Consider the following 12,231-nt stretch of genomic DNA (forward strand, 5'->3'; position numbering starts at 1 on the left):
CCACCATCACCTGCCCGGAGTCGAAGGTGTACACGGGCAGCGCCATCGAGGCCTGCACCGCCACCGTCACCGGAGCCGGCGGCCTCAACGCCCCCGTCACCGTGACCTACACCGACAACACCAACGTCGGCACCGCCAACGCATCGGCAACGTATGCCGGCGACGCCAACCACACCGGCTCGACGAACAGCAAGACCTTCGCGATCACCAAGGCCAGCAGCACCGTCACGGTGTCCTGCCCGACCTCGCAGGTCTACACGGGCTCGGCGCTCACGCCCTGCTCCGCTCTGCTCACCGGCGCCGGCCTGCAGGCGACCAGCCTGACCGCCAACCACACCAACAACACCAACGCGGGCACCGCCACCGCCGCCGCGGCCTGGGACGGCGACGCCAACCACACCGGCTCGGCAGACAGCAAGACGTTCGAGATCACCAAGGCCACCAGCCTCGTCACGGTGACCTGCACAGCTGGCCCGTTCGTCTACACCGGCACGGCATTCACACCGTGCTCGGCCACGGCCACGGGTGCCGGTGGACTCAACGTCCCCGTCTCGCCCGTCACCTACGGGAGCAACACCAACGCCGGCACGGCCACGGCCTCCGCCACCTACGGCGGCGACGCCAACCACGAGGGATCCACGGGCGGCGGCGCCTTCACGATCGCCAAGGCTCCCTCGACCGTGACGGTCACCTGCACGGCTGGCCCGTTCGTCTACACCGGCACGCAGTTCACGCCATGCACGGCCAAGGCGTCCGGTGTGGCCATGAGCGACCTCTCGCTCACGCCGAGCTACGCCAACAACACCTACCCCGGCACCGCCACAGCGTCCGCGTCGTGGGCTGGGGACGGCAACCACCTCGCGGGCTCGGCATCGGCCACGTTCACCATCGGCACGTGGGGGCTCAAGGGCTTCTACCAGCCGGTCGACATGAGCATGACGAGCCTGGTGCTCAACTCGGTCAAGGGTGGCTCGACCGTGCCGCTCAAGTTCGAGATCTTCAGCGGGGATACAGAGCTCACCAACACCTCTGCCGTGAAGTCCTTCACCGCCAAGGGGATCAGCTGCTCGACGAGCGCCGTTCTCGACGACATCGAGCTGACGACCACCGGAGGCACGAGCCTGCGCTACGACTCGACGGGTGGCCAGTTCATCCAGAACTGGCAGACGCCCAAGACGGTCGGCTCGTGCATCCAGGTGACCATGACGGCCCAGGACAACAGCAGCCTCGTGGCGTACTTCAAGCTGAAGTAGTCCACACACCGGGGAGGAGCGGGACGGGCGCACCACGACGACGTGGTGCGCCCGTTCTGCACGCAAGTGTGCAGTTCTGGCGTACTCGTCAGTCCGGGGCTGTCTCTCTGTCATGATGCGCTCGCACATCACTTCTCACAGGGGCTCCCCACATGCTCAATCGCCGTCCCTCCGCGGCGGTCCTGACGCTTGCGCTCATCGCGCCCGTCACGGCCATGACCACCACCACCACCGCGTCCGCGGCGCCGACCCCGTCGGCGAAGAAGATCGTCGCGAAGGACCTCCCGCGTCCCACGCGCGGCGCCCTGTCCGACCGCGCCCACGACCCACACACCGTGCTCGTGAAGTTCAGGAAGTCGTCGTCCTCGGCGACGCGTGACCGGGCCCTGCAGAGCCGCGGCGGTCGCGCGACCGAGCAGGTCGCCGGCACCGGCTTCGTCAAGGTCCGCACGAACGGGCGCGCCGACGAGCTCGCGAGCCGCCTCAGCGCCGACCCTGCCGTCGCGGAGGTCACCCTCGACTACATCCGGGAGTCCAGCGCGACCCCGAACGACTACTTCTACTCGGTGACGCACGACCAGGAGTACCTCAAGACGGTCCGTATGCCGGGTGCCTGGGACCGCTCGAAGGGCTCACTGTCACAGGTGGTCGCGGTCATCGACTCGGGCGTCAACGGCAAGCATCCCGACCTCGCCGGACGGACCGTCGCAGGTTTCAACGCCCTCACCAACGTGGGGATCGCAGCCGGCGCCGCGAGCGACGACTTCGGCCACGGCTCGATGGTGGCCGGCATCGTGGCCGCCGGGACCAACAACTCCGAAGGAATCGCCGGAGTCGCTTGGAACGCAAAGGTCATGCCGGTCAAGGTGCTGAACTCGCTGGGCAGAGGCACCGACTCCGACATCGTCCAGGGCATCAAGTGGGCCGCCGACCACGGCGCCAAGATCCTGAACCTGTCCCTCGGCGGCCCCACCGACAGCCCCGCCCTGCACGACGCCGTGAAGTACGCCGCGGCCAAGGGCGCCGTCGTCATCGTGGCCGCTGGAAACAGCGGAGCAGACCGACCCATGTACCCCGCCGCCTACAGCGAGGCCATCGCCGTCGGCGCCACCGACAACGCCGGCCGCATCACCGACTTCAGCACCCACGGCTCGTGGGTCGACCTGGCCGCGCCGGGCTGGGGCATCCTGTCCACAGGCCGCCCGGATGCCGACGGCTACATCTACTACTCGGGCGACGGGACGTCGTTCGCCGCGCCGATCGTCGCGGGCATCGCGGTCCTCGTCCGGACCCAGAACCAGTCCTTCACGCCGGCCCAGGTCGCCTCGCGCCTGCGCTCGACCGCACGTGACGCTGGTCCGCGCGGCGTCGACCCCTTCTACGGCGCCGGCGTCGTCGACGCGACGAACGCCCTCGGAGGTGGCTGGGCAGCAGACTTCCCACTGCCCTCGGCGGGGCCGAACGAACCGAACGACGTCCCCGCCCGAGCCATCGGCTTCGACGGGACCGCTTACGGCCAGCTCGGTGTCGAGGGCGACGTCGACTGGTACCGCTACGACTCCCCCAGCCAGCGTCAGGTGTCCTTCACCGTCACGCCTCCGTGGTTCGACACGAGTCTCCCCCAGAACGTCGACCCCGTGATCGCGGTCTACGACCAGAACCTGAAGCTCGTCGCCGAGGTCGACCAGCTGGCCGAGGGCGAGGCGGAGACCGCGTCCGTCCGTCTGGGCGGCGGCTCGTACTACGTCAGCGTTCGCAACTACAACGGTTCCCGGGTCGGTGACCGCAGCTACTCCCTGACGCTTTCGATGGAGAGCGGCGGCGGCATGCTCGCCGATGCAACGCACGTGGCAACGGACGGCTCGTACGGCCCGGTCGGTGTCGGCGACATCAACGGCGACGGCCGCGACGACGTCCTCGCCGGCACGAACTTCGGCTCCGGCCCGGTCGTCGTGCACGCCTTCCACCAGCAGCCGGACGGCAGCCTGGGCGCACCGGTGACGCTCGAGACGGTCGAGGCCTCGGTGCCGCGGAACTTCGTCGTCATCGACTACGACGGTGACGGGCTGGACGACCTCGTCACGGCCACTGAGGTCGGCGTCCAGGTGTTCCGCCAGACCCAGTCGCACGCCCTCGCGCCGCCGGAACTGGTCCCCGGCACCACCGACGCGGTCCAGGTGGCGGTGGCCGACGTCACGGGTGACGGACGCCGCGACCTCGTCCTGTCCACCATGACCGAGATCGGCCTGCTCACCCGCCAGTCCGACGGCACCTTCACCCGCACCGTGCTCGACTCGGTCCCGTCACTGCAGATCGAGGTCACCGACGTCGACGGCGACGGGCGCGTCGACGTCATCACGAACGCCAGCGACGCCATCCACGTGATGCGCTACACCGATGCGGGTTGGGCGACGCAGAGCCTGCCCAACCCGATGGTCTACCGCGTCGAGGCCATGGACGTCGCCGATGTCAACGACGACCAACTGCTCGACATCGCCGCTGTCGGCGGCGGCAACCAGCCCGACTCGAAGCTGGTCGTCTGGCGCGGCACGGCGTCCGGTGGCTTCGCCGCCCCGACGCAGTCGACGACGATCGACCTCCCGCAGACCATTGAGGCTGCGGACGTCGATGCCGATGGACGTCAGGACCTCGTCATCGGGCACGGCGGGTGGAGCACCGTGAGCGTCATGAAGCAACGCACCGACGGCACGCTCGCCGGGCCGAGCCCGAGCGCCACGACGACCGGAGGCCACTACGACCCCAACGGTCTCGTCGTCACCGACCTCGCCGGCGACGGGCGCGTCGACGCCGTCGTGGCTGCCGCACCCGGACTCGACATCCTTCGCAGCGCCGAGGGCGCCACCCAGGGCACGACGCCGAACTGGGTCCGGAGCACCACACCGAGCGACTTCGGATCGGGGATGACGCTCACCTACAGGCCGACCGTCACCTTCGCTCGCGACGTCGTGCCGTCTACCGTGACCACCTCGACCGTGCGCCTGCTCAACGGCCGCACCGGATCCGTGGTCCCCGCCACCGTCACGTACGACTCTGCGAAGCGCACGGCGACGATCAAGCCGACCACGCCGCTCTACGACTACGCGCCCTACCGCCTGCTCGTCTCGAGCGTGAAGGACACGTCCGGCGCGACGATGGGCACGGCATACACGTCGACGTTCCGCACCGCCGACCTCGCACCGCCGGCGGTCGGCTCGTTCAAGGCCACCGGCGCCCTGCGGGCCGCGACGCTCACCTGGACGGCGCCGCACGTCAACGACCTCGACCGCTACATCGTCAGGATGGCAGTGGGATCCACGCCTCCGTCGAGCGTCGCGGCGGGCACGGGCGTCTACTCCGGCACGGGCACGAGCGCCAAGGTCAACCTGGCCCAGGGCACGACGTACACCTTCCGCATCTGGGTCAAGGACCGCTCGGGCCGCTACAGCGCGGCACCGTCGGTGCGCCTCGTGGGCACTGCAGAGACGATGTCCTCCAGCGTCACGTCCCTCCGGTACGGCGGCTCGGTCACCTTGAGCAGCAAGCTGATCCGCAAGGACTCCGGCGCCGCCATCTCCGGCGCGCCTGTCCAGCTCTACTGGCGCAGGGTGGGCTCCACGACGTGGAACCTCACCGCCACCCGCACGTCGAGCTCGACCGGCACCGTGTCCTTCGCGCACAAGCCGACCGCATCGGTCGACTACATGTGGGTCTACCGCGGCTCGACGGCATACGTCGGCTCGAGCAGCGCACTGCGGCGCGTCAGCGTCGTGCAGTGACCGCGTCGTCACGGTGACCTGACCGGCCCGATGCAAAGTGCCCACTCGACCAGACGGGAAGGTCGAGTGGGCACTTCGCATCGCCGGGTCAACGCAGCAAAGTGCCCACTCGACCAGACGGGAAGGTCGAGTGGGCACTTCGCAGCGCCGGGTTCACGCAGCAAAGTGCCCACTCGACCAGACGGGAAGGTCGAGTGGGCACTTTGCACCCACGGAGTGGGCCGAGGAGGCTTGGCCTCAGGACGCGTGCGCCTTGACGGCCAGCACCGGGCAGTCCGCCTCGAGGAGGATCTGCTGCGCCTGGCTGCCCATGATGAGCTTGCCGACCGGGGACCGGCGCCTCAGCCCCACGACGATGAGCTCGGCGTTCGTCTGCCGCGCGACGTCGAGGATCTGCTCGGCGGGGTCCTTGGCCTCGACCTGCTGGAGCACCTCGTGGTCGACTCCGGAGTCGGACAGCTGCTGCTGGACGTCCTGCCAGTCCTCGGCCGACGAGTGGCGTCGGTCGACGAGGGCGTCGCCGCGGCTGGCGTTGATGACGACGAGCCGGGAGCCGCGCAGTCGCGCCTCCTCGATGGCCGAGGTCAGGGCCGAGTGGCCCGCAGGTGACGGGATGTACCCGACGACGATGGGCATGTCACTGTCCTTCCACGTTGGCGTGGGCGTGCGTGCCCGCGGGTGCGTCGTGCCTGGCGTCCGGCCCGTCACCGCCACGGCGGTTGCGGATCGCGCTCACGATGGGCGGCACGACGAGCAGGAGCAGGATGATGACGTAGACGATCTGCGAGAACGCCGTGTTGACAAGGCCGCTCAGCTCGCCGTCGCTGATCTGCAGCGCCCGCCGCAGCTGCTCCTCGGCCGCCGGGCCGAGGATGATGCCAATGATGGCGGGCACGACCGGCAGACCATAGCGGCGCATGAAGAAGCCGAGCGCGCCGATGATGATCAGCAGCCACAGGTCGAACGTCGAGGTGTTCGCGGCGTACGCCCCGATGCTCGCGAAGAACAGGATGCCGGCGTAGAGGTAGGGCCGTGGGATGAGGAGGAGCTTGGCCCAGATGCTCGCCAGCGGCAGGTTCAGCGCGAGCAGGATCGTGTTGCCGATGAAGAGGCTGGCGATGAGACCCCAGACGAGCGGCGCCTGGTCCTGGAGGAGCCGTGGACCCGGCTGTATACCGTAGCTCTGGAACGCGCCGAGCATGACTGCCGCCGTCGCCGTCGTCGGGATGCCGAGAGTCAGCAGCGGCACGAGGCCGCCGGCGGCAGAGGCGTTGTTCGTCGCCTCAGGACCGGCCACGCCCTCGATGGCGCCCTTGCCGAACTCCTCCGGGTGCTTGGACAGCTTCTTCTCGGTGGCGTACGACAGGAACGTCGGGATCTCCGCACCACCGGCGGGGACTGCCCCGAAGGGGAACCCGATCGCGGTGCCCCGCAGCCACGGCTTCCACGACCGGCGCCAGTCCTCGCGCGTCATCGTGGCAGCGTTGACACGGACGATGTCGAGCGGAGCCCGACGCAGGTGCGCCGCGATCCACAGGGCCTCGCCGACGGCGAAGAGTCCCACGGCGAGCACGACGACGTCGATGCCGTCGGCGAGCTCCGGGATGCCGAACGTCAGGCGCTGCTGGCCCGACGTCGGGTCGATGCCGATGGTGCCGACGAGCAGACCGATGCCGAGCGAGGCGAGCCCGCGCACCTTCGACGAGCCGAGCACCGTGGTGACGGCGATGAAGGCGAGCACCATGACGGCGAAGTAGTCGGGCGCACCCATCTGCACGGCGAGCCTGACGATGACCGGTGCGAGCAGCGCGAGGCCGAGCGTGCCGATCGTCCCGGCGATGAACGAGCCGATGGCCGCCGTGGCGAGCGCGGCCGCGCCTCTGCCCTTCTTCGCCATGAGGTTGCCCTCGATCGCTGTCACGACCGACGCGCTCTCCCCTGGCGTGTTGAGCAGGATCGAGGTCGTCGAGCCGCCGTACATGCCGCCGTAGTAGATGCCGGCGAACATGATGAACGCCTGGGTCGGCTCCAGCGTGAACGTCAGCGGCAGCAGCAGCGCGATGGTCATTGCCGGGCCGATGCCGGGGAGGACGCCGATCGCGGTTCCGAGCAGGACGCCGAGGAAGGCGTACAGCAGGTTGATCGGGGTCAGCGCGGTGCCGAAACCCTCGATGAGGGAGTTGATTCCGTCCATCAGAGGATTCCCTTCAGCAGGCCGGCCGGCAGCTTGATGTCGAGGCCGGCGTAGAAGAGGTACCAGCTGCCCACCGACAGGACGATCGAGATGATCACGTTGCGCACGTAGTGGCGGCTGCCGAGGGCGTACGTCGTCCCGAAGAACAGGATCGCGCCAGAGATCGGCCAACCGACCCGGTCGATGAGCAACGCGTTCGCGACGAACGAGGCGACGAGCAGACCGATGGTGCGCCAGTCACTGCCGTGCGAGAGGTCGACGTCCTCGCCGCCCTCCTGCTCGCCACGACCGCCGCGGGCGACGTCGATCGCGAGCAGGACGGCCATGACGATGAGCAGGACACCCACAGCGATGGGCACCGTCTTGGGCCCGACGGGGCCGCGTGCCGTTGCCGTATCGGTGAGGCCCATCGCGTCGACGATGGCCCAGATGCCCAGCGCGAGAAGGAGGGCCGCCACGCCGTACTCGGAGTAGCCCTTCCTCGCGGATGCATCCCGGTCCGGGTTCGGGTCCCGGCCCGGCGGCACCACTGGTGCCGCCGGACCGGTCGAGCTGGCGTCGGGAGTCATGACGTCAGGCCGAGGTCCTTCAGGACGCCCGCGACCTTCTCGTTCTGGGCGGTCAGGAAGGACTTGAACTCGTCACCGGTCTGGAAGGCGTCCGTCCAGCCCTGGTCGGCCAGCGTCTTCTTCCACTGCTCCGAGGCGTGCATCTTCGTCAGCAGGTCGATGTACTGCTTCGTCTTCTCGGGGGAGAGGCCGGGAGGACCGACGATGCCGCGCCAGTTCGTGAACTCCATGTCGATGCCGAGCTCCTTGAGGGTCGGTGCGTCGACGCCCTCGACCTTCTTCGCGCTCGTCACGGCGAGGATCTTCACGTCGCCGCTCTTGGCCTGCTCGGCGACCTCACCGATGCCGGTCGCGGCGAAGGCGACCTTCTTGCCGAGGATGCCGGTGAGCAGCTCGCCACCTCCGTCGTACGCGACGTAGTTGACGTCCTTCGGGGTGACGCCGACGGCCTTGGCGAGCAGCATCGGCGTCAGGTGGTCGGGACCACCGGCGTTCGAGGCGCCACCGACGGGAACCTTGCCCGGGTTGGCCTTCCACGCGGCGACGAGCTGGTCGAGCGTCTGGTAGGGCGAGCCGGCCGGGACCACGATGGCCTCGGACTCCTCGATGAGTCTGGCGATCGGCACGGTCTCGTTGAGCGTGGCCTTCGACTTGTTCGTGTAGACGGCACCGACGACGCCGAGCCCCATCTGCATGAGGATGTCGTCCTTGCCCTGCTCGTTGACGAGCCGCTGGAGGCCGACGGTGCCACCGGCACCGGCCGAGTTGAAGACCTCGATCGTCTTGGCGAGGCCGGCGTCCTGCATCGCCTTGGCGGCGAGGCGGGCCGTCGTGTCGTAGCCGCTTCCCGGCGAGTTCGGAACGAGGATGCGCAGGCCCTCGACGGGTCCGGCGGCCGGCGCGGTGCCGCCCGATCCGCCACCCTCTTCGGCGCTCACCCCACACGCGGACAGGGCGAGGCCGGCGGCCAGGATGGCCGACGTGACCTTGAGCTGGGTGCTGAAGCGCACTGGAGACTCCTTTGTCTGACAGGTCGGGAACACAGGTCCCGGTTGTAGGGCCCAGCCTCCCGAGGCCACGCACCCCCTGTCACCGTTAGGAGCGCAAACTCCATTTTGTTCATTCTGCTCAGGCCGGCGCTGGACTCAGCCGCACCGCTCGACACAATGGCCTCATGAGCGCGGCGTGGCGGTCCCGGCTGCGGTGGCCCAGGTGGACCCTGGCCGGCCGGATGCTCGCCATGCAGCTGGCGATCATGTGCGTGGTCCTCGTCGGGGTCGCCCTCGTCTCGATCGCGCAGTCCGACGCGCGCTCCAAGGACACCGAGGGCCGTCGCGCTCTCGCCATCGCGGAGAACCTCGCCGACTCCTCGGGCGTCCAGAAAGCCGTCGCCCCACCGTCGCCAGAGACCCCGGGCTTCATCCGGCAGGCCCAGGGCACCGCGGAGTTCGGGCGGTCCTTCTCCGACTCCACCAAGGTCATGGTCGTCCGGGCCGACCGTCGCGTCGTCGCCTCGACGGATCCCCTGCCGACGAACCGCATCGTCCGGATGCAGGCCCAGCCGGAATACCTGGGCCGCGCCTGGGTGGGTACGGAGGAGGAGACCGGTGACGCCATGGCGACGGCTCCGGTCATCAACGAGGCCACCCTCGCCACCGATGGCGTCGTCGTCGTGACGCGCGCCTATCCCACGGTCGCCGAGAACCTTGCTGCCGCCATGCCCAACCTGCTGACCTACCTCGGCATCGCCACCGCCCTCGGCGTCGTCGGGTCGTTCCTGCTCTCCCGACGCGTCAAGCGCCAGACCCTCGGCCTCGAGCCGCGGGAGATCACCGGCCTGGTCGAGCAGCGCGAGGCGATCCTGCACGGCATCAAGGAGGGCATGCTCGCCGTCGGGCTCGACCGTCGGATCACGATGGTCAACGATGAGGCCGCGCACCTGCTCGGCATCTCCCAGACGTCCACGGGTCGCCACGTCGCCGAGGTCGATCCGACCGGTCGCCTCGCCGACATCTTCGCGGGCCCCGACTCCACCACCGACCGCGTGATCCCTTACCGCGGAAGGGTGCTGACGCTCAACCGCATGCCCGTCCTGAGCCGCGGACGACACATCGGCTGGGTGGTCACCCTGCGTGACCGCACCGAGCTGCTCGAGCTGCAGCGCGAGCTCGACCTCACCCGTGACACGACGGACGCGCTGCGGGCCCAGGCCCACGAGTTCAGCAACAGGATGCACGTCGTCAGTGGGCTCATCGAGCTCGGTGAGTATGACGAGGCCCGCGGCTACGTCCGTCACATCACCGAGAGCCAGACCCGTCTCACGACGAGCATCACCTCGCACGTGGCCGACCCCGCGGTCGCCGCGCTGCTCATCGCGAAGTCGAGCCAGGCCGACGAGCGCGATGTGGACCTTGTCCTCGAGGACACGACGCATGTCGGACGACTCGACGAGCGGCTCGCGGCCGACGTCAACACCGTGCTCGGCAACCTCATCGACAACGCCCTCGACGCCTCGGGCCAGACGGACGCGAACGGCGCCTCCGGGACCGAGCCGGTCGTCACGGTCGAGGTGTTGCAGACCGAGCACGACGTGCGGATCACCGTGCGCGACACGGGTCCCGGCGTCGACACCGACCTCGGCGACCGCGTCTTCCGGCCGGGTGTGTCGACCAAGGAGGGCGGGCCCGACGGACGACGCGGCGTGGGCCTCGCGCTCGTCCGGGTCATCTGCCGCAAGCGCGGCGGCGACGTCACGGTGAGGCACGACAACGGCGCCGTGTTCGTCGCGACGCTGCCCCTCGACCGGACGGCGGTGGCGCCGTGATCCGGGTCCTCGTCGTCGATGACGACTTCATGGTGGCCAAGCTGCACTCGAGCGTCGTCTCGCGCCAGGCCGGCTTCCAGGTCGTCGGCGTCGTGCACTCTGCCGGGGCGGCGCTCGAGGCAGTGCGGACCCTGCGCCCGGACCTCGTCCTACTCGACGTCTACCTGCCCGACATGAGCGGATTGGACGTGCTCCGGCGCCTGCGCGAGCGCGCTTCGGGCACTGACGTCATCGTCATCAGCGCTGCCCGCGACCTCGAGTCCGTGCGAAAAGCCTTGCACGGCGGCGTGTTCCACTATCTGGTGAAGCCGTTCGAGGTCGACACCCTGCGGCAGCGGCTGGTCGAGTTCGCCGACCACCGCGCCGAGCTGGGCGACCTCGACGAGAGCACGGAGATGCGCCAGGACGACGTCGACCGCGCCTTCCGCGCACAGTCGAGCGGGCAGACGAGACGGCTGCCCAAGAGCATCAGCCCCGAGACGATCGACGTCGTCGTGCGGGCTCTGGAGGGCGTCGACGACGACGGCATGTCGGCCATGGAGTGCGCCGACGCGACGGGCCTCTCGCGCAGCAGCACCCGCCGCTACCTCGACCACCTCGTCGAGACCGGCGCGGCCGAGCTGCTGCCGCCGCGGTACGGCGCCGCGGGTCGCCCCGAACGGCGCTACCGCAGCCGCCCCCGCTGACCCCCAACCGTCGAAAGGCCAGTTCTTGCTGGCCCGCGCACGTCGAGAGGCCACTATCTGCTGGCCGGCGCACGTCGAGAGGCCACCATCTGCTGGCCAGCGCACGTCGAGAGGTCAAATCGTCGCAGCGGACCCATCGACGGACATTGGCCTTTCGATGGGTTAGACCGCACGGATAGTGGCCTTTCGACGGGTGGGCTCCCGCGATTAGTGGCCTTTCGACGGGTAGGGGATCGGCTAGCGGGCGGCGAGCCGGGTGCCGATCGCCTCGAGGGCGACGTCGCGCGCGGCGAGCACGTGCGACTCCGCCAGCCGCCGCGCCCCGTCCGCATCGCGGGCCGCGAGGGCCTCGACGATCGCACGGTGCTCGCTCAGCGCAGCCGTACGCCGCTCCTGGCTCTCGTTGGTGAACGGCCGGTAGCGCGACATGTGCCCGTCGACCTGCGCGTGCAGCCGGCGCGCCCAGCCGTGGCCGGCCACCTCGGCGATCCGCAGGTGGAGGTCGTGGCCGGCACGCATCGCGTCGTCGGCGTCACCGACCATCCGAGCGTTGCGCTCGACGAGGCCCTGGAGGACGGCCAGGTCGTCGTCGGTCAGCCGCCGCGCCGCCTCCGCCGTCATGAGTCCCTCGAGTGCGGCACGCACGCCGTAGAGCTCCTCGATGTCCGACGCCGTGATGGGCCGCACGACCATGCCACCGGTCGGCAGCTGGTCGACGAGGTCCTCGGCGAGGAGCAGGCGCAGGGCCTCGCGCAGCGGGGTGCGGCTGACCTGCAGGGTCGCCGCGAGCTCGGGCTCGTAGAGCCGCTGGCCCGGTTCGAGCTCGAGGCTGAGGATGCGGCGACGCAGCTCGGCATAGACGAGCTGGCCACCCGAGGCACGCCTCATCCGTTCCATGTCTCGACCTCTCTTTGCACACATGTATACAA

General features: G+C 69.5%; 9 protein-coding genes. 4 read left to right on the forward strand and 5 right to left on the reverse strand.

The annotated features are described in order from the left end of the window. Nucleotides 1-1,253 (forward strand): PxKF domain-containing protein (locus tag ACFQU3_RS13720; RefSeq protein WP_385910652.1); only part of this gene is annotated, 1,253 nt, incomplete at its 5' end. 215 nt (nucleotides 1,254-1,468) lie between these two features. After that, nucleotides 1,469-5,029 carry a S8 family serine peptidase gene (locus tag ACFQU3_RS13725; RefSeq protein ID WP_385910654.1) on the forward strand — a complete coding sequence of 1,187 codons (3,561 nt, stop codon included), beginning with the start codon at nucleotides 1,469-1,471 and terminating at the stop codon, nucleotides 5,027-5,029. Between the two features lie 237 nt (nucleotides 5,030-5,266). Here the strand turns inward: ACFQU3_RS13725 and ACFQU3_RS13730 are convergent, their stop codons facing one another. From ACFQU3_RS13730 to ACFQU3_RS13745, 4 genes are read right to left on the reverse strand one after another with little or no spacing between them, the layout of a single operon-like run. Next, nucleotides 5,267-5,665: a universal stress protein gene (locus ACFQU3_RS13730; protein ID WP_385910656.1), complete on the reverse strand. Its 399-nt coding sequence runs from the start codon at nucleotides 5,663-5,665 to the stop codon at nucleotides 5,267-5,269. A 1-nt stretch (nucleotide 5,666) separates the two neighbouring features. Next, a complete protein-coding gene (locus ACFQU3_RS13735; RefSeq protein ID WP_385910658.1) occupies nucleotides 5,667-7,223 on the reverse strand; it encodes a tripartite tricarboxylate transporter permease in 1,557 nt (518 codons plus the stop codon). Beyond that, nucleotides 7,223-7,792, reverse strand: coding sequence for a tripartite tricarboxylate transporter TctB family protein (locus ACFQU3_RS13740; protein ID WP_385910660.1), 570 nt, complete (start codon nucleotides 7,790-7,792; stop codon nucleotides 7,223-7,225). Before ACFQU3_RS13740 ends, ACFQU3_RS13735 begins: the two co-directional genes overlap by 1 nt. Continuing rightward, complete coding sequence (locus ACFQU3_RS13745; protein WP_385910662.1) at nucleotides 7,789-8,802, reverse strand: Bug family tripartite tricarboxylate transporter substrate binding protein; 1,014 nt, start codon at nucleotides 8,800-8,802, stop codon at nucleotides 7,789-7,791. Before ACFQU3_RS13745 ends, ACFQU3_RS13740 begins: the two co-directional genes overlap by 4 nt. 164 nt (nucleotides 8,803-8,966) lie before the next feature. On the opposite strand from ACFQU3_RS13745, the gene ACFQU3_RS13750 reads away from it, so the two are divergent. Next, nucleotides 8,967-10,616 (forward strand): sensor histidine kinase, encoded by a 1,650-nt coding sequence (locus ACFQU3_RS13750; protein WP_385910664.1) that lies wholly within the window; start codon nucleotides 8,967-8,969, stop codon nucleotides 10,614-10,616. Continuing rightward, the gene (locus tag ACFQU3_RS13755) at nucleotides 10,613-11,302 is read left to right on the forward strand and encodes a response regulator (RefSeq protein WP_385910666.1); all 690 of its coding nucleotides are present in this window, start codon (nucleotides 10,613-10,615) and stop codon (nucleotides 11,300-11,302) included. The genes ACFQU3_RS13750 and ACFQU3_RS13755 overlap by 4 nt, the downstream gene beginning before the upstream one ends. A 237-nt stretch (nucleotides 11,303-11,539) precedes the next feature. Here the strand turns inward: ACFQU3_RS13755 and ACFQU3_RS13760 are convergent, their stop codons facing one another. Continuing rightward, nucleotides 11,540-12,199, reverse strand: a complete 660-nt coding sequence (locus ACFQU3_RS13760; RefSeq protein ID WP_385910668.1) for a GntR family transcriptional regulator — start codon at nucleotides 12,197-12,199, stop codon at nucleotides 11,540-11,542. Between the last annotated feature and the right edge of the window lie 32 nt (nucleotides 12,200-12,231).

The organism is Terrabacter sp. GCM10028922, assembly GCF_042666095.1.
Classification (GTDB): domain Bacteria; phylum Actinomycetota; class Actinomycetes; order Actinomycetales; family Dermatophilaceae; genus Terrabacter.